This window comes from Crenobacter caeni, assembly GCF_010435965.1.
Classification (GTDB): Bacteria; Pseudomonadota; Gammaproteobacteria; order Burkholderiales; family Chromobacteriaceae; genus Craterilacuibacter; species Craterilacuibacter caeni.
Map to the genome: position 1 here is coordinate 35,081 of NZ_JAAGAA010000001.1, position 17,470 is coordinate 52,550.

Consider the following 17,470-nt stretch of genomic DNA (forward strand, 5'->3'; position numbering starts at 1 on the left):
TATCCGTGGCTTTTTGCGTGGGCCATCTGGCCCGCCCACGGCATTGAAAGGCAAGGCATGAACGAAATCCGCGATGACGCGCTGTGGCGCGCCATCCTGTCCGAAACCGCACAGGCGGCACGCGAGGAGCCGCTGCTCGCCAGCTTCCTGCACATGACCGTACTCAGGCACGCCTCGCTGGAGGACGTGCTGGCGTTCCACCTGTCCAGCAAGCTCGCCAGCCCGGTGATGGACGCGCGCGCGCTGATGGAGCTGTTCCACGAGGCGCTCGCCGCCGACGACACCATCATCGGCGCGGTGCGCGCCGACATCCACGCCTGCTTCGAGCGCGATCCGGCGTGCGACAGCTACTCGGCGCCACTGCTCTACTTCAAGGGCTTCCACGCGATCCAGAGCCAGCGCGTCACCCACTGGTTGTGGCAGCAGGGGCGGCGCACGCTCGCCTACTTCCTGCAGAACCGCATCTCCGAGGTGATGGGCGCCGACATCCACCCGGCCGCACGCATCGGCTACGGCGTGATGCTCGACCACGGCACAGGCGTGGTGGTCGGCGAGACCGCGGTGATCGGCAACAACGTGTCCTTGCTGCACGGCGTGACGCTGGGCGGCTCGGGCAAGCAGCGCGGCGACCGCCACCCCAAGATCGGCGACGGCGTGATGATAGGCGCGGGCGCTGCCATCCTCGGCAATATCCGTGTCGGGGATTGCGCCAAGGTCGGCGCCGGCAGCGTGGTGCTCGACGACGTGCCGGCCAATACCACGGTCGCCGGCGTGCCCGCGCGCATTGTCGCGCAGGCGGCCGGCACCCCGGCGCTCGAAATGGACCAGAAGGTCTGATGCTGCACGTGACCAGTGGCGGCGCCGCCGCCGATACGCTCGAGACGTTGTGCGCCGGCGGCCGGCTTGCCGGCACGGTGCTGGGCTGGCCGGACGACCTCGGCAACGGGCCGCTGGCCGACGCCGACCAGGTCGACCCGCAACTGCGCACCGCGCACTGGCTGCGCCTGTTGCAGGCCTACCCGCACGCAGGGCCGGACTGGGACGAGGCGTGGCAGCGCGAGCGTGCCGCCGCCTGCCGGGCCTTGCTGCAGGCGTGGGAGCAGGGCACGCCGCTGACGGTGTGGGTGGGCAACCATGCCGGCGACGCGCTGCTGTTGCGCCTGCTCGCCGCGCAATGCCCGGCGCAGTGTGAACTGCGGGTGGTCGACGTCAGCCTGCATCTGGACACGCCTCGCCCCGGCTTGTGGGCGGTCGGCTTGTTCAGTCCGGCTGAGCTGGCCGCGCTGAGTGGCTGCGCCCGCCTGCTTGGCGCCGGTGAGCGCCAGGCGCTAGCGGCGGAGTGGGCGCACTGGCAGGACAGCGGGGACGGCGTGCGCGAAGTGGTGGACGGCGTGCTGCAGGGCCGTCCGCTGTCGTGCTACGACAGCGTGCTGCTGGAGATGCTGGCCCGGCATGGCAGCGTCAGCGCGGCGCGGCTGGTCGGCGAGGCGATGGGCGGCATCGACCACGCCTTCGTCGGCGACCTCTTCCTGTTCTGGCGGCTGCAGGTGCTGGCCGCGCGCGGCGAGCTACGGCTGGACGGGGCAGGGCACGCGCGCCGGGTGGAGGCTATCCGCCCTTAGCGACATTCAATTGGCGATAAAGATGAGAATGGTTATCATCTACGGAAAGATTACCGGAGACGACGCCATGACCAAGACCCTCACCTTTGCCGCGACCCACTTCACGGTCGCCTTCGGCGTCGCCTACCTGCTGACCGGCAGCTTCGCCATCTCCGGCGCGATGGCGCTGGCCGAGCCGCTGACCAACACCGTCACCTACCACTTCCACGACAAGGCGTGGGCTCGCCTGCTCGCGCGTACGCCGCTGCGCCACGTCGAACTGGCCAAGACGGCGACCTTTGCGCTGTGCCATTTCACGGTCGCTTTCGGCCTGGGTTGGCTGCTGACCGGCAGCGTCGCGCTGGCTGGCCTGCTCGCGCTGGTCGAGCCCCTGGCCAACACTTTCGCCTACTTCATGCACGAGAAGCTGTGGGCCCGTCGCGGCGGCCGCGGCGGCGCCTTGCCCGCCTGACCCATATGGCATCAGAGGGATGCAAATCGGGCTTGCGGGGAATTATTTTCATCGCGGCATAATAGCCTGTTAGAAAACAATAATATTACGTTGCTCAAATCCAGAAGCCTGATTAGAATGGCGCGCTTTCGGGATCCGGCCCGTCAGTCGCTGCCGGATCTTTACGGGCCACTTTTTGTGGCATCCGCATGATGCGGCGCGCCCTGCGTGCCGCGGGCTGTCAACCTGGAACATTGAAATGAGCAAAATGAGCAAGGCTACCGGCGTCCTCGTCGCCGGCACCTGTATCAACCTCACGATCGGCGTGCTGTACGCGTGGAGCGTGATCAAGAAGGCGCTGGTCGCCGACTGGGGCTGGACCAACACCGACGCGTCGATGCCGTACAACGTCGCCATCGTGGTGTGGGCGATCGCGCTGCTGGCCGCAGGCGCCATGCAGGACCGTATCGGTCCGAAGAAAGTGATCACCCTGGGCGTGACCCTGGTCGGCGCCGGCATGATCCTCTCCAGCTTCATCCCGCAGGATTCGGTGATGGGCCTGACCATCGCCTTCGGCGGCATCGTCGGCACCGGCATCGGCTTCGCCTACGCCTGCGTGACCCCGGCCGCGATGAAGTGGTTCCACTCGTCCAAGAAGGGCATGGTCTCCGGCATCACCGTCGGCGGCTTCGGTCTCGCCGCGGTCTACCTCGCGCCGCTGTGCACCAGCCTGATCGAACACTTCGGCATCTCCCAGTCGTTCATGATTCTGGGCGCCGCCGTACTGTTGATCGGCCTGCCGCTGACCCGCGTGATCTCCAACCCGCCGGCTGACTACACCCCGGCCGCACCGGCCAACCTGTCGCCGACCGCACCGAAGACCTCGGGCCACGAGCTGACCTGGAAAGAAATGATGAAGACCCGTCAGTTCTACTTCCTGTGGATCATGTTCGTGTTTTCGTCGTCCGCCGGCGTGATGATCATCGGTAACCTGGCGTCGATCGCGACCGACCAGGCCGGCGTGCTGAACCCGGCTTACCTGGTGTCGATCCTGGCGATCGCCAACGCTTCCGGCCGCGTCGGTGGCGGCATGCTGTCCGACAAGATCGGCCGTACCAACACCATGCTGCTGGCCTTCGCCGTGCAGGCCGCCAATATGATGCTGTTCGCGACCTACACCGACGCCACCATGATCCTGGTCGGCACCGTCGTCGCCGGCATGGCCTACGGTTCGCTGATGTCGGTGTTCCCGTCGACCACCGCCGACTTCTACGGCCTGAAGAACTACGGCGCCAACTACGGCGTGCTGTACACCGCATGGGGCGTGTCCGGCTTCGTCGGCCCGATGCTGGCTGGCTGGGCGGTGGACACCACCGGCACCTACAGCCTGGCGTTCACGATCTCGGCAGGCCTGCTGGCTGTCGCCATCGTGCTGGGCTTCATGACCAAGCCGCTGAAGCTGGCCAAGGCGGAAGAAACCGCCGCTGCCAACGCCTGATTCAAGGCGCAGCCATGAAAAAGCCGACCCGCGGGTCGGCTTTTTTTCGTCTGGCGGAAGGCTTACGCGTGGGCAGCCGACTTCAGGCGCACGCCCTCGACCAGCACGTTGTGCGTGCCGTCGGACAGCCACAGCTGGCCGTCCTGCAAGGTGGCGCAGAGCTGCATGCTGCGCTCGGCCATCGCCGATAGCTCGGACAGCGTCTCGGGGCCGATGCCGATCACCGAAAGGTTGTCGAACCGGCCAACCTTGCTCTCCATAGCCTGCCACCACACGTCGGACGCGCGGCCGCCGTGGCTGTACACGATCACCTGTTCTGCGCGCGAGCACGCCTTCTTGATACGCTTCTCGTCCGGCTCGCCCAGATCTATCCACAGTTCGATCTCGTCCGAATAGTTCTTCTGCCACAGCGCGGGCTCGTCGTCGGCGCAGATGTCCTTGGTGAAGGCCAGCGTCTCGCTCGCGTTGAAGATGAAGGCGACCATGCGCAGCATCATGCGCTCGACGGTCTCCGAGGGATGGCAGGCCAGGGTCAGGTTGTGGCTGGCGTAGTAGCCGCGGTCCATATCGGAGATGTCGATATCGGCCTTGTAGATGGTGGCTTTGAGTGCCATGGGCGCGTCCGTAAAAGCACGCAGTGTACCGCAACTCGCGGCCTCGGGCCGGCAAGTGGTTGCGTCAGACTTTCACAGCGTGAGGTTGTCTCGATTGAGACAGTTTTTTCTCATTCTTGAGAAAAACTCCCTGTGGCAGGAGGGTATCCAGCTTGTACAAGCCAAGCGGGACGAGGCTTGACGCTATTTTCCCCATACTGGCACGAGGGTTGCTATACAGCGCGGACTCTGCGCCGAGGGACGGTGGTTTGGATTCGTTTCGAAGGTCGGTTGCGGCGTGGAGCAATGGCAGTTTGCATGCTTGATTCCCCCTAATCTGTGAGGTGTGTCATGAAAAAACTTGCGATGATCTCCGCGCTGAGCCTGGCTTTTGCAACGTCTTCCGCGTTTGCCTTGGATCTGGTCGGCGCGGACAACGGTGGCGCGGCCGCCAACGAAGGCTCCACGTCCAGCGTCACCAAGACCAATACCACCACCAGCACCGCGACTAATACGACTACATCCACGCCGACCGATAATTCGAATACGGCGACCGGTTCCTTCAATACCACGACGACTAACAAGAGCAGCACCAATACCGCTACAAATACTGCAACCAACACAAATACGTCGACCAAGTCCAGCTCGGACAGCTCGCAGCACGCAGCCAACTCTTTCAACCAGGACAACGATACGGCGACGAATACAAGCACCAGCACTAACACCGCGACGAACACTGCAACCAATACGAGCACGTCGACCAAGTCCAGTTCGGACAGCTCGCAGCACGCGTCCAACTCCTTCAACCAGGACAACGACAACACGACAAGCACGAACACCAGCACGACGACGTCGACCAAGACCAGTTCGGATAGCTCGCAGCAAGCGTCCAATTCCTTTAACCAGGACAACGACAACACGACGACGACCACCACCACCACCACCACCACCACCAAGAACCGGACCGACAACTCGCAGCAGGCATCCAACTCCTTCAACCAGGACAACGACAATACGACGACGACCACTACCAAGAACCGGACTGATAACTCGCAGCAGGCGTCCAACTCCTTCAATACCACGACGACTACGTTGACCGACAATTCGCAGAACAACGACACGACCTCGACGATCAACACCTGGATCAGCGCCGACCTGCAGGGCAGCGTCGCGTCGGTTTCCTTGGGTGGACTGGGTGCGTACTGGGGCGGTAGCGCCCAGCCACTGGTGCAGACCGGTAACAACACGGTCGACGGTGGTTCGCTGGCCAACTCGGCCGGCATCACCCAGGTGTCGCAAAACACCGGTCTGAGCGGTATGGTCCAGCAGTCTGTCAACGTTCAGTCCAATCTAAGCGTCAAATAACCGGCTTTTCCCTGACCCGTCCCGGCCGTAGGCCGGGACGGGAATGGGCTGGAGGAGTCGTGATGAGACAAGTCTGTGCTTTGTTGTTCGCTTGCCTGACCAGTGTGCCGGCCATCGCTGGCGAGCCTGCTATTGAGCGCCTTGACGTCAGCCAGTTACCGGTGGCAACCGACTTGGGGCAGGAGTACGGGCAGTCCGCCGGTGAGCGGGTGGAAAGGCTGCGCTTCATCTCGAACCGGGCCAACCTGGAGGCCGAGGTCGGGGACGGCAGTTTCTCGTCGGTAGTGACGGGTGCCAACACCATTTCGAGTAATGCATTCTCGGGGATGAGTGGGATCGGCACCGTGGTGCAAAACAGCGGTAATCAGGTCGTGATCCAGAACTCAACCATCCTAAACGTCAGCCTGTACTGAGCCATGCGCGCCATTTTGCAAGGCAGCCTATTGCTGTGTTCGATGTGCTGCGCTGTGCCTGCGTGGTCCGGATCGTTGGTCGCGACTCTGCCGGGAGTCGGCGCGGTGGGGGTGGGTGTCCAGAGCATCAAGGAGCGTGTGTTCAGGAACACTGTGCGCCAGCGCTACGACTTCAGTTGCGGCTCCGCTGCGCTGGCTACCTTGCTCACCTACCATTACGCCGAGCCGACCACGGAAGAACAGACATTCAAGGCGATGTTCGCCGACGGGGACCAGGAGCGGATCATGCAGGTCGGCTTCTCGATGGCCGACATGAAGCGCTATCTGTCGAGCCGGGGGTTTGAGGCAAACGGTTACCGTGTACCTTTCTACAAGCTGGCCGAATTGGGCGTGCCGGCCATCGTCCTGCTCAACCACCAAGGCTACCGGCACTTTGTCGTCGTGAAGGGCATGAGTACCGACCGGGTGCTGGTCGGTGACCCTGCGTTGGGAACACGCGCCTTGCCGCGCAAGGAGTTCGAAAAGATGTGGAGCGGCGTGTTGTTCGTGATCCTCAACCGCAAGCAGCAGGGGCAGGCGAGCTTTAACCAGCCTGCCGAGTGGCATTTGCGCGAGCCGGCGCCCCTGGCGGTGGCGCGTTCGTCACCGATAGCCGACCTCTATGTACTGCTGCCGCGCAGCGGCGACTTCTGAGCGGGAATTCCGGCAATGAATTGCAGATTCCTTTTGCCCGCGTTGTGCTTGTGTGCTGCCAGCGCCGGGGCCGCCGCGGGAGACGACCGGCTTGACATGTCGTCGTTGCGGGCAGAGTCCGGCGAGGCGCTGGCGCAGCAGTTCGGACGTTACGACTCGCCGAACGGCAATGTCTTTTCTTTCGGCATCCAGCGTATGGTCGCCATCGATGGTGCGATGGTGGCCTTGCAGCGGATGGACATTCCCGATATCGGGAAGCTGATGGATGCCGCTATGGCGGGCAAGCGTGGCGGCGAGGTTACGGTGACGACCCAACAGGCCGGGGGGGGCGGTCTGCCTGCCGGCGTGCTGCTCGGAAGCGGCGGGCAGTTGCCGGCCGTCGTAGCCGGTATGGGGCCCGGTGCGACGCGCGTGTTGCTGAACACGGTGCTGCCGCAGCAGATCGTGCAGAACTCGGCCGACGCACGCGTGATCCAGGTGTCCACCCAGATAGACGTGGCTGCACCCTTGCTGAATGCCATGCAAGGCTCGCTGATGTTCGAGCAGGTCAATAAGGCTGTCCTCCAGACCCTGCAGCACTGATGACCAGTGAGGCCGAAAGCAAGGCGGCGCAGGCCTTAGGTCTGTGCCGTCTTGCTTCCTGTTTCACAGGATGTTGTAAGGCATGCGCAACGCGATCTGGGCGTCCGGAGAGTCTTCGGTGGCACCGATGCCGATGTTCAGGTTCAGTGTGCTGAGCTCGTTCAGCCGGTACGCGTAGCCGATCTGGAACATGCCGACCTGTGCGCGGTAGGCGTCAGGCGGCGTCTGGCCGTTGAACTTGGTCTTGCCGACCACGTTGTGCTCGTAGGAAAAGCTGATCGACGATTTTTCGTTGATCGCGATGCCTGCGCCGACACTGAATCCCATTACGTCGCCCGGGTCGACCTCCCCGATTACAACGGGCTTGCAGGTATCCCCCTGAGTGCCGCCGCGTGCGCAGCGCGTCTGGTTGACATCGTATTTCTGGTTCCATGTGTAGTTCAGCGAGCCGAACAGCACCGCCGGATCGGACGGCAGGATGGCCGAGACGCCCAGTTGGTAGCCCCAGAAGCCGCTACCGGTCGGCTGTTCCTTCAGGTAGTCGATGCCGCGGTCAATATCGGAGACGTAGTCGACGTCGAATGGCCCCTTGCCGGTATCGGATTTCACGCGCAGGCTGCCGATGAAATAGGGGCCACCGTCGACCGGCTGGTTGAACTGGTAGCGCAGGCCGAGCTCAGCGTCGCCGATGCCGTGGCCGCGCGTATTGAATACCTCATCCCGTGAGCTGCCAGTCCCCAGAGGGCGTTGAATCGAATCTTCTGACTGGTAGACATAGGGCAGGCGGCCTTCCAGTTCGAGCCGGTTGCTCAGTCCGTAGCGGCCGGTGACGCTGGCAATCCAGCTGTCGCGGTTGACCCGCCGCACGTCGATCAGTCCGACGGTGATCGCCGGGATGATGGTGTAGCCGAGCAGGGCAACCCGGTTCGATGAGCTGTAGCTGTATTGCAGTGCGGGCTCCAGGGTCCATTGGCCTTTGGGCGTCAGCACGCCTGGCACGTCGAAGGTTTGCGCGATCTGCTCGACCCTCGCCTGCGACGCCGGGTTGCTGTCACGTGGTGTCTGGCTGACTGCAGGGGTATTGCCCTGATGGGGAGCGCCTTCTTCTGCCGTGGCGGGGGCCGTTCGCGCTTGCAGGGATGCTGCGGGTGTGGTCTGACCTGCTGCCGGCGTCTGCCGGATGCCCAACTGCTGCTCGAGTTGCTGGATCCGTTGTTGCTGGGCTTTCAATTGGGCGTTGTTGGCGGCTCGTTCCTTGTCCCATGCCTGCATCTGTTCCCGCATTAGTCTGACCTGCTCGGCCAGTGTCGGCGCGGCGTGTGAGTGGCCGGCTGCCAGCCCCAGCATGCTGCCGGCGAGCAGTGCCAAGGTACCCGTTTGCTCATGCATGGGCAGTTCCCCATCTTGCGTTAATCAATTGCTCAACCCTTTAGGTATGCGTGACGCCTAATGGGAAATCAAATGGGATAACTCGACTCCGGATGGGTAGCGTCTATGCTGCGAGGGTTGACAGGACAGGACATGAAAATGTCGAGACAGGAATGCAGCCGGGTTGGTGCTGCCAGATGTATGGTGATCGTCGGGGTGCCCATACTCGGTCTGGCTGAAGGTTTGGAGCAGGCTGGCTGGCATGTGCTGCAGACAAGCTGCGATGTGATTGCATTCGCACCCTGGCAGCAAGCTTCCGTCGGGCTGCTGCGGATTACGCGGCTTACGGTCGGCGAGTGCAGACGGCTGTTGATGCAAGGTTCGACGTCGCATATTCGCTGGATTGCCCTGCTCGACCCCGAAGAGCGTGAGGATTTACGGGTTCGTGCCTTGGTCGACGATTTCTGTTTCGATTTCTGCACCGTGCCGGTACCGTTGTTGCGCTTGTTGTCGATCGCCGGACACGCTTATGGCATGGCAGGTTTGCGGGTACCGGTACTGCGGCCTCTACCTGTTGCCGGCTTCGTCGGCGAGCATCCGGCTTTCCTTGGATTTCTGGAGGACCTGTCGAGGGTCGGCGCGATGGACGTGACCGTGTTGCTGCACGGGGAGACCGGGACAGGCAAGGAACTCGCCGCTCGCTTTATCCACGATTGCTCGGCTAGGGCGAAAAGTCCGTTCTTTTCGGTCAATTGCGGGAGCCTCGCACCTAACCTGGTTCAGTCCGAACTGTTTGGCAACGAGAAGGGCGCGTTTACCGGTGCGCACGAGAGGCGGGTCGGTTATATCGAAGCGACCGATGGCGGAACGCTGTTTCTCGACGAGATCGGCGACATGCCGGCCGAGGCCCAGGTGTCGATGCTCAGGTTCCTGCAGGAGGGAACGATCATCCGGCTTGGCGGCAGCAAACACCTGAAGGTCGACGCCAGAATCGTCGCGGCGACCCACGTCGACCTTGTACAGTCAATCAGGGAGCGGACTTTCCGCGAGGACCTCTACCACCGCCTGCGGGTCTGCCAGATCAGCATCCCGCCGTTGCGCGAGCGGCTGAGCGACCTGCCGTTGCTGTCCGCGCATTTCATCCGCAAATACGCGGACAAGTTCGGCCTGCCCGAGCGCCACTTGTCCGGCGAGGCGCTCGCCCTGATGCAGGCCTACCCGTGGCCGGGCAATGTTCGCGAGCTGGAAAACAGGATTTGCCAGGGGCTGATCATGGCCAGGGGCAGGGTGCTGACTCCGGCGGACATGGGTTTTGAAGGGCCGGCAGAGAGTCCTGACCTGCTGCGGGTGCAACGGGGAGCAGGCGAAAAGACAAGCCTGCAGCAGTCCCTGTCCATCAACGGAGGCGACTGCGCGCTGGCCGCCCACGAGATTGGCGTCTCGCGGGCGACGTTTTACCGGCTGCTGGCCAAGCACGGAATTTCCCCGCGGCAGTTCCGCAAGGACCTGTCCTGAGCCACCGCAGGCCGGCGCTTCAGCCGCTGTTGCGCAGCCCGGCGGCGACGCCGTTGATGGTCAGGTGGATTGCGTACAGCGCCTCGGCGTCGTCGCTGTCCTCGCGCAGCCGGCGCAGGAGTTCAACCTGCAGCACGCCCATCGCGTCGAGGTAGGGCAGCCGGGTGTCCAGGCTGCGCGCCAGCGTCGGGTTGTGCTCGAGCAGGCGGCTTTGCCCGGTGATCGTGAAGAACGCGGCCAGCGTGCGCTGCCATTCGGCTTCGATGGTCGAGAACACCGCATCCGACAGCGCCTGGTCGGCGACCAGCGACGCGTAGCGGCGGGCGAGGTCGAGGTCGGCCTTGGCCAGCACCTGTTCCATGTTGGAGAGCACCACGCGGAAGAATGGCGAGTCGCGGTACAGCCCGCGCAGCGCGTCGACCCCGGCGTCGCCGTGGCGCGCAAGGTAGGCCTCGACCGCCGAGCCGACGCCGTACCAGCCCGGCAGCATCAGCCGCGATTGTGACCACGAGAACACCCAGGGGATGGCGCGCAGGTCGCGGATCGAGGTCAGGCTCTTGCGCGAGGCGGGACGGCTGCCGATGTTCAGCTTGGCAATCGCCGTCACCGGCGTCGCCTCGAGGAAGTACTGCATGAAGCCCGGCATCTCGACCAGCGCGCGGTACGCGGCGTACGCGTCGGCCGACAGTTCGGACAACAGCGCGGTGTCGGTGCGGTCGTGGCGGTCTGCGGCGAGCGTCGCCTCCAGGGTCGCTGCGACCAGCGCCTCCAGGTTGCGCGCCGCGATGTCCGGGTCGGAGAACTTGGCGGTGATCACCTCGCCCTGTTCGGTGATGCGGATGCGCCCGGCGACCGAGCCGGCCGGCTGCGCGATGATCGCCTCGTAGCTCGGGCCACCGCCGCGGCCGACCGAGCCGCCGCGGCCGTGAAAGAGCTGCAGGCGCACGCCGGCGTCGGCGAACACTTCGACCAGTTGCTGCTCGGCGCGGTAGAGCTCCCACTGGCTGGTCAGGTAGCCGCCGTCCTTGTTGCTGTCCGAGTAGCCGAGCATCACTTCCTGCAGCATGCCGCGGCTTTGCAGCAGCTGGCGGTACCACGGCAGCGCGAACAGCTCGCGCATGATGGCGGCGCCGGCGCGCAAGTCGCCGATGGTCTCGAACAGCGGCACGATGTTGACGCTGCCGACCGGGCTGCCGTCGACGATGCGCAACAGGCCGGTTTCCTTCATCAGCAGCGCCAGCGCCAACAGGTCGCTGACCGCCGCGCAGTTGGAGATGATGCTCTGCGTGATCGCGCCGTCACCCAGTTGGGCCTTGATGCGTGCGGCCTCGCGGAAGATCGCCAGCTCTTTCTGCACCGGCGCGCTGTAGTCGAGGAAGGGCGAGTACAGCAGGCGCGGCGTCGCCAGCTCGCGCCTCAATACGCGCACGCGCGCCGCTTCGTCGAGTGCGAGGTACTCCTCGAGCCCGGCCTGCGCGAACAGTTCGGCGACGGTCGACGCGTGGATGTCGGCGTGCTGCCTGAGGTCGAGCGGCATCAGGTAGAAGCCGAACACGTCGAGCGCGCGGCGCAGCCTGAGCAGGCGGCCGCCGGCGAGGATGGCGCTGCCGTGCGCCTCCAGCGAGTCGGCGATCAGCGCGAGGTCGGCGATCACCGCCTGCGCGTCGGCGTAGGGTTCGCCCGCGCACCAGCGCCCGCCCACCGGCAGGTGCAACGCCCGCGCGGTCGAGCTCAGGCGCCCTTCGATGGTCGCCAGCGCGCGGCGGTACGGCTCTTCGCGGCGGCTCTCGGCGTCGTCGGGCGACACCGCCGACAGTGCGTCGACCGAGGCCGACACGCTGACCATGCGGCTGGATAGCGACAATTCGCGGTAGAGGCCGGAGAGTTCGTAGAAATAGTGGGCGAACGCGGTCTCGGCCTGGCGGTCGCTCGCCAGGCGCAGCACCGACGCGTCGACGTTGGGGTTGCCGTCGCGGTCGCCGCCGATCCAGCTGCCGACGCGCAGGAAGGATGGCAGGCGCGGGCGCTCGCCCCAGCGCTCGGCGATGCCGCGGCCGAGCGCGTCGTAGATGCGCGGCAGCGCGGTGAAGAACGACAGCGGGTGGTAGGCGACGCCGTTCTCGATTTCGTCTGCGACCGACATCCGGAAGTGGCGGATCTCGGAGGTCTGCCACAGTGCGAGGATGGCGCGCTTCAGGCGCAGCTCGAGGTCGGCCTCGTCGTCCGGCGTCACGTCCGGGTAGTGCAGCCGGGAGAGGAAGCGGCGTACCGCGCGGTGTGCGTCGAGCACGCTCTGGCGCTGCACCTCGGTCGGGTGCGCGGTGAGGACGGCGGTGACGTTGGCGTCTGCCAGCATCGCGGTCAGCCGCGCAAGCGGCAGGCCCGCGCCGTGCAGCGCCGAGAGCGCGCGGCTCAAGCTGCCCTGCTGCGGGGCGGAGCCGGCTTGGCGGTGCGCGCGGCGGCGGCGGGTATGGTGCAGGTCTTCGGCGATGTTGTAGAGCTGCGCGTACAGGCTGCACGCGCGCACCAGCGCGGTGGTCGCTGCCGGCGACAGGCGCTCGAGCATGGGCAGCGCGCCGGTATTGGCGTGCACCTCGAGCGGGATCGCGCGCACCTCGTGGTAAGTGTCGTCGCCGGCCTGCTCGCGCAACACCTCGCCCAGCAGTCGGTCGAGCCGCGCGAGGTCTTCGCGCAGCGGTAAATCCTTGTCCAGTTCTTGTGTCATTGGCGTTTTCCACCCTTGAGTCGGCTTGCGGGGTCGGGACATGATATATGGATGAATGCTGCCCATGTCCTGTTACCCGATTTTGCCCTGATTGTGTCCGGGTTCCTGTTGCGCCGCGCCCAAGTGGTCGGCGGTGCTTTCTGGCCCGAACTGGAAAAATTCGTTTACTTCGTGCTGTTTCCGCCGCTGCTGTTCTGCGCGCTCGCGCGCGCCGAGCTCGACGTCGCCTCCAGCGTGCCGATGCTGGCCGCCGGCGTGCTGTTCACCGTCGCCGGCTTCGTGCTGGCGATGCCGGCTGGCCGGCTGTTTGCCCTGCCGCCGCCGGCGTTTGCCGCCGGCCAGCAGGCGGCGTACCGCTTCAATTCCTACGTCGGCTTCGCGGTGATCAGCACGCTCGCCGGCGACGCCGGCATCGCGACCATCGCGCTGTTGTTCGGCGCGCTGATCCCGCTGGTCAACCTGATGGCGGTCTGGCAGCTCGCCCGCGCAGGCGAGGGCCGGCTGCTGGCGGAACTGGCGCGTAACCCGCTGATCTGGGGCATCGCGGCCGGGCTCGCGGTCAACCTGGCGGGCGTCGCCGTGCCCGACCCGCTATTCGACGCGGCGCGCCTGCTCGCCGACGCCGCGCTGCCGCTGGGGCTGATCGCGATCGGCGCCGGCTTGCGCTTTGCCGGCGCGCGCCGCCATCTGGCGCCGGTCGTCTACTGGACGGCGGTCAAGCTCGCCTTGCTGCCGCTGCTGGCGTACGCGCTGGCCGCGTGGTTTGGCATCGGCGGCGTCTACCGTAGCGCGCTGATCGTGATGGCCGCGCTGCCGACCGCGACGTCGACCTACATCCTCGCCGTGCGCATGGGCGGCGACGGCCCGCTCGCCGCGCTGTTGGTCACCGTCTCCACGCTGTCGGCGATGCTGACCCTGCCGCTGGTGATCGCGACCCTGCTGTAGGCAGGGGCCGGCCCCTGCCATGCTAGAATCATCGCCGAATCCATACCTTCAGGAACGGCGATGAAAAAGATCGTGATCGCCAGCCGCGAGAGCCGGCTGGCCATGTGGCAGGCCGAGCATATCAAGGCCAGGCTAGAGGCGCTTCACCCGGAGCTTGTGGTCGAGATCCTCGGCATGACCACCCGCGGCGACCAGATCCTCGACGTCACGCTGTCGAAGATCGGCGGCAAGGGCCTGTTCGTCAAGGAACTCGAGGTGGCGATGCTCGAGGGCCGCGCCGACCTGGCCGTCCATTCGATGAAGGACGTGCCGATGCAGCTGCCCGAAGGCTTCGCGCTCGCCGCCATCTGCGAACGCGAAGACCCGCGCGACGCCTTCGTCTCCAACCGCTACGCAAGCCTCGCCGAGCTGCCCGTCGGCGCCGTGGTCGGCACCGCCAGCCTCAGGCGCGAATCGCAGATCCGCGCGCGCTACCCGCACTTGGTCGTGAAGCCGCTGCGCGGCAACGTGCAGACCCGTTTGGGCAAGCTTGACGCCGGCGAATTCGACGCGATCATCCTCGCCGCCTCCGGCCTCAAGCGGCTGGGGCTCGCCGAGCGCATCCGCACCGAGCTTGCGCCGTCGGAGAGCCTGCCCTCGCCGGGGCAGGGCGCGCTGGGCATCGAGATCCGTGCCGACCGCGCCGACCTCGCCGAACTGCTTGCACCGCTCAACCACCCCGACACCCGCGACTGCGTGACCGCCGAGCGCGCGCTGTCCCGCCAACTGGGCGGCAGCTGCCAGGTGCCGCTGGGCGGCTTCGCGACGCTCAGCGACGGTGTGCTTACACTCGGCGGCTTCGTCGCCCACCCCGACGGCTCGGTGATGCTGACCGCGACCGCCAGCGCGCCGCGCGACTACGCCGACGCACTCGGCCGCGCAGTCGCCAAGCGGCTGGTCGACGACGGCGCGCAGCAACTGGTCGACGCCGTCCTCGCCGGGGCATGAGCGGCCCGCTCGTCCTGTTGACCCGTCCGGCCGCGCAGTGCGCGGCGCTGGCGGCTCGGGTGGCGGCCGCCGGCTACACGCCGCGGCCGTTCGCGCCGCTGGCACTGGCCCCCGACCCGGCGGCGCTCGCGCGCCTGCCCGGGCAGCTTGCCGATGCCGACTGGCTGATCCCGGTCAGCCCGGGTGCCGTCGACATCCTGTTTTCCGTCCCCGACCTGACACTGCCCGCGACACTCAGGCTCGCCTGCGTCGGCCGCGGCAGCGCCGCGCGGCTGGCAACGCTTGCCGGCCGGCCAGTGCTGCACCCGGCTACCGGCAGCGACAGCGAGGCGCTGCTCGCGCTACCCGAGTTGCAGGCGCTGGCTGGAGAGCGCGTGCTGATCGTGCGCGGCGACACCGGCCGCGCGCTGATGGCCGACACGCTGGCCGCGCGCGGCGCCCAAGTGGCGTTTGCCGCGCTGTACCGGCGCGTGCCGGTCGACCCGGGCTGGGCGGCGCTCGGCCCCGACCAGGCCGTTTCTGCGCTGGTGGTGACCGCCAGCGAGATCGCGACCGCGCTGTTCGCGTCGGCGCCGCCGGCGCGCCGTGACTGGCTTACCCGCCAGCGTTTCGTCGCGCTGCACCCGCGTGTCGCCGAGTGCCTCTACGCGCTCGGCGCACACAGGGTGAGTGTCGCGACCCGTGCCGACGACGCGGCGCTGGTCGACGCCTTGTCCCGCGTTTGATTGTGCGGCAAGCGCCACGCGCCGGCGATACGGGTTGCCCCGCACGCCAGGCGTGCTTCAGGCGCGCAGGGCCGACAGCCTCGCCAGCAGCGCGGCGAGCGCCGGCTGTGCCAGCGCGTCCGGCGCGAAACACAGGCCAACGCGGCGCGTCAGCGGCGGCGCGTCAAAGAGCGCGCTGCCGCAGCCGGCCGGCAACAGCCCCTCGGGCAGCCATGCGACGCCGACGCCGGCGCCGGCCATCGCGGCGGCGAGCGCAAGCGAGCCCGCGCGCTGCGGGTGCGCCGGCGCGTAGGCACCCAGGTGCGCGAGCAGCTTCTGCTGCGACGCGTGTGACGGGCACATCACCCACTCCTCACCGGCAAGCGCAGCGGCCGTGAGCACGCGGCCGGACAGCCGGTGGCCCGGCGGCAGCGCCAGCACGAATTCCTCTTCCCACAGCACTTCGAACAGCTCGTCCTCGCAGCGCAGGTTCTCGCAGCCGACGCGCGCGTCGCCGATGCAGCCGTCGGCCAGCGTCAGCAGCAACGCGGGGTCGGCCGCCGCGACGCGGGCGAGCGCACCGACCCGGCGCGGGTCGAGGTCGGCCTCGACGCCGAGCGTCAGCGCGAGGCAAGCGTCGTCCTCGCGGAAGCGGCGGGCGAGTGCGTCGGCGTCGGCGATCAGCCGTTTGGCCTGCGGGTAGAGGCGGCCGGCGGCGTCGGTCGGCGCGACGCCGCGCGGCTGGCGGACGAACAGGCTGACCCCCAGCTCTTCCTCCAGCGCGCGCAGCGACGCCGACAGCGTCGGCTGCGTCAGGTGCAGCAGCTGCGCGGCCTGGGTGATGTTGCGCGCGTCGAACACGGCGACGAAGGCGCGCAGGGCGCGAATATCCATAGAAAAATCCGATGGCAGACAGCGAAACAAACGATTTTTCGCCGAGGCAAGCGCTGACTATAGTGCAGCGCGTGGCGCTTGCCATCCCGGATTTCTATTTCAGGAGACAATGATGGATAAACCTCTGGTCGTGATCACCGGTGCCAGCTCCGGTTTCGGCGAGGCCTGTGCCCGCCTGTTCTCGTCGCGCGGCTACCCGCTGCTGCTGCTGGCGCGCCGTCTCGAACGCCTCGAGGCGCTCGGCCTGCCCAATACGCTGTGCCGCCGTGTCGACGTGACCGACCGCGCCGCACTCGCCGGCGCGCTGCTTGAGGCCGAGGCGCTGTTCGGCCCGGCCGACCTGCTGGTCAACAACGCCGGGCAGATGCTGCTGGGCAAGCTCGCCGGGCAGGATCCGTCCGAGTGGGAGCGCATGCTCGACGTCAACGTGCTGGGCGTGCTCAACGGCATCCACACGGTGCTGCCGGGCATGCTCGCGCGCCGCCACGGCACCATCGTCAACATCAGCTCGATCGCCGGGCGCAAGACCTTCCCCAACCACGCCGCGTACTGCGGGACCAAGTTCGCCGTGCACGCGATCTCGGAGAACCTGCGCGAGGAGGTGGCGATGCAGGACGTGCGCGTGATCACCATCGCGCCGGGCGCCGCCGAGACCGAACTGTTGAGCCACACCACCGACGAGTCGATCAAGCAGGGCTACGACGCGTGGAAGGAACAGATGGGCGGCGTGATCTCGGCGGGCGACATCGCCGAGGCGGTGCGCTACGCGTACGAGCAGCCGCAGCACCTGTGCATCCGCGAGATCGTGCTGGCGGCGACGCGGCAGGAACCGTAAGGCAGGGCATGTGGGCAGGCAAGCTGCCCCTTGCTACCCGGGCGGAGCGTTCCGCCCGTTTTTTTTGCAGCGCCCAAGGGCGCAGGAGTCAGGCAATGAATGAAGTTTCGGTCATCGGCCTCGGGGCCATGGGGTCGCCGCCGGTGACGGCGCACAGGAGGTCTCGGCACTGGTCAAGGTGTTGCGCGCGCAAGGCTGAGCGCCCGGCGGTCGTGCCCGTGCTGGCCGCTGGCGCGGCCTTGAAGTTACAATGACATAACCGCGCGGACGCCTGCGCCGCGATGTCGAACTTCAGCATGGG

General features: G+C 66.5%; 18 protein-coding genes. 13 read left to right on the forward strand and 5 right to left on the reverse strand.

What is annotated here, in order from left to right; all coding sequences use genetic code 11:
* Positions 1 to 42: 42 nt before the first annotated feature.
* The 4 genes from cysE (at position 43) to GZH52_RS00170 (ending at position 3,550) form a co-directional block, all read left to right on the forward strand.
* On the forward strand, positions 43 to 837 hold the full coding sequence (gene cysE, locus GZH52_RS00155; protein ID WP_349290627.1) for a serine O-acetyltransferase: 795 nt from the start codon (positions 43 to 45) through the stop codon (positions 835 to 837).
* Positions 837 to 1,622 (forward strand): DUF3658 domain-containing protein, encoded by a 786-nt coding sequence (locus GZH52_RS00160; protein WP_163314534.1) that lies wholly within the window; start codon positions 837 to 839, stop codon positions 1,620 to 1,622. Before cysE ends, GZH52_RS00160 begins: the two co-directional genes overlap by 1 nt.
* Before the next feature lie 67 nt (positions 1,623 to 1,689).
* A complete protein-coding gene (locus GZH52_RS17090) occupies positions 1,690 to 2,073 on the forward strand; it encodes a DUF2061 domain-containing protein (protein WP_163314535.1) in 384 nt (127 codons plus the stop codon).
* A 238-nt stretch (positions 2,074 to 2,311) separates the two neighbouring features.
* Positions 2,312 to 3,550, forward strand: coding sequence for an L-lactate MFS transporter (locus tag GZH52_RS00170; protein ID WP_163314536.1), 1,239 nt, complete (start codon positions 2,312 to 2,314; stop codon positions 3,548 to 3,550).
* 62 nt (positions 3,551 to 3,612) lie between these two features.
* On the opposite strand, the gene GZH52_RS00175 is transcribed toward GZH52_RS00170, so the two are convergent.
* On the reverse strand, positions 3,613 to 4,164 hold the full coding sequence (locus GZH52_RS00175) for a YaeQ family protein (RefSeq protein WP_163314537.1): 552 nt from the start codon (positions 4,162 to 4,164) through the stop codon (positions 3,613 to 3,615).
* Positions 4,165 to 4,494: 330 nt separating this feature from the next.
* Here GZH52_RS00175 and GZH52_RS00180 point away from each other — a divergent pair, with 330 nt between their 5' ends.
* The 4 genes from GZH52_RS00180 to GZH52_RS00195 all read left to right on the forward strand — a co-directional run bounded on the left by GZH52_RS00180 (position 4,495) and on the right by GZH52_RS00195 (position 7,196).
* The gene (locus tag GZH52_RS00180; RefSeq protein WP_163314538.1) at positions 4,495 to 5,508 is read left to right on the forward strand and encodes a hypothetical protein; all 1,014 of its coding nucleotides are present in this window, start codon (positions 4,495 to 4,497) and stop codon (positions 5,506 to 5,508) included.
* Between the two features lie 62 nt (positions 5,509 to 5,570).
* Positions 5,571 to 5,921 carry a hypothetical protein gene (locus GZH52_RS00185; RefSeq protein ID WP_163314539.1) on the forward strand — a complete coding sequence of 117 codons (351 nt, stop codon included), beginning with the start codon at positions 5,571 to 5,573 and terminating at the stop codon, positions 5,919 to 5,921.
* A 138-nt stretch (positions 5,922 to 6,059) separates the two neighbouring features.
* Complete coding sequence (locus tag GZH52_RS00190; RefSeq protein ID WP_349290616.1) at positions 6,060 to 6,614, forward strand: C39 family peptidase; 555 nt, start codon at positions 6,060 to 6,062, stop codon at positions 6,612 to 6,614.
* 96 nt (positions 6,615 to 6,710) lie between these two features.
* A complete protein-coding gene (locus GZH52_RS00195) occupies positions 6,711 to 7,196 on the forward strand; it encodes a hypothetical protein (protein WP_163314541.1) in 486 nt (161 codons plus the stop codon).
* A 63-nt stretch (positions 7,197 to 7,259) separates the two neighbouring features.
* Here GZH52_RS00195 and GZH52_RS00200 read toward each other — a convergent pair whose 3' ends face one another.
* Complete coding sequence (locus tag GZH52_RS00200; protein WP_163314542.1) at positions 7,260 to 8,585, reverse strand: acetate kinase; 1,326 nt, start codon at positions 8,583 to 8,585, stop codon at positions 7,260 to 7,262.
* A gap of 138 nt (positions 8,586 to 8,723) precedes the next feature.
* Here GZH52_RS00200 and GZH52_RS00205 point away from each other — a divergent pair, with 138 nt between their 5' ends.
* Positions 8,724 to 10,079 (forward strand): sigma-54 dependent transcriptional regulator, encoded by a 1,356-nt coding sequence (locus GZH52_RS00205; protein WP_163314543.1) that lies wholly within the window; start codon positions 8,724 to 8,726, stop codon positions 10,077 to 10,079.
* 19 nt (positions 10,080 to 10,098) lie between these two features.
* Here GZH52_RS00205 and ppc read toward each other — a convergent pair whose 3' ends face one another.
* A complete protein-coding gene (gene ppc / locus GZH52_RS00210; RefSeq protein ID WP_163314544.1) occupies positions 10,099 to 12,804 on the reverse strand; it encodes a phosphoenolpyruvate carboxylase in 2,706 nt (901 codons plus the stop codon).
* A gap of 108 nt (positions 12,805 to 12,912) precedes the next feature.
* Between ppc and GZH52_RS00215 the strand changes: the two genes are divergently transcribed.
* From GZH52_RS00215 to GZH52_RS00225, 3 genes are read left to right on the forward strand one after another with little or no spacing between them, the layout of a single operon-like run.
* Complete coding sequence (locus tag GZH52_RS00215; protein ID WP_163314545.1) at positions 12,913 to 13,749, forward strand: AEC family transporter; 837 nt, start codon at positions 12,913 to 12,915, stop codon at positions 13,747 to 13,749.
* Positions 13,750 to 13,809: 60 nt separating this feature from the next.
* Positions 13,810 to 14,736, forward strand: coding sequence for a hydroxymethylbilane synthase (hemC, locus tag GZH52_RS00220; RefSeq protein WP_163314546.1), 927 nt, complete (start codon positions 13,810 to 13,812; stop codon positions 14,734 to 14,736).
* Positions 14,733 to 15,461, forward strand: a complete 729-nt coding sequence (locus tag GZH52_RS00225; protein ID WP_163314547.1) for a uroporphyrinogen-III synthase — start codon at positions 14,733 to 14,735, stop codon at positions 15,459 to 15,461. Before hemC ends, GZH52_RS00225 begins: the two co-directional genes overlap by 4 nt.
* Before the next feature lie 57 nt (positions 15,462 to 15,518).
* Here GZH52_RS00225 and GZH52_RS00230 read toward each other — a convergent pair whose 3' ends face one another.
* Positions 15,519 to 16,334 carry a LysR family transcriptional regulator gene (locus GZH52_RS00230; protein WP_163314548.1) on the reverse strand — a complete coding sequence of 272 codons (816 nt, stop codon included), beginning with the start codon at positions 16,332 to 16,334 and terminating at the stop codon, positions 15,519 to 15,521.
* A 112-nt stretch (positions 16,335 to 16,446) separates the two neighbouring features.
* On the opposite strand from GZH52_RS00230, the gene GZH52_RS00235 reads away from it, so the two are divergent.
* A complete protein-coding gene (locus tag GZH52_RS00235; RefSeq protein WP_163314549.1) occupies positions 16,447 to 17,169 on the forward strand; it encodes an SDR family oxidoreductase in 723 nt (240 codons plus the stop codon).
* A gap of 88 nt (positions 17,170 to 17,257) precedes the next feature.
* On the opposite strand, the gene GZH52_RS00240 is transcribed toward GZH52_RS00235, so the two are convergent.
* A complete protein-coding gene (locus GZH52_RS00240) occupies positions 17,258 to 17,467 on the reverse strand; it encodes a hypothetical protein (protein ID WP_163314550.1) in 210 nt (69 codons plus the stop codon).
* Between the last annotated feature and the right edge of the window lie 3 nt (positions 17,468 to 17,470).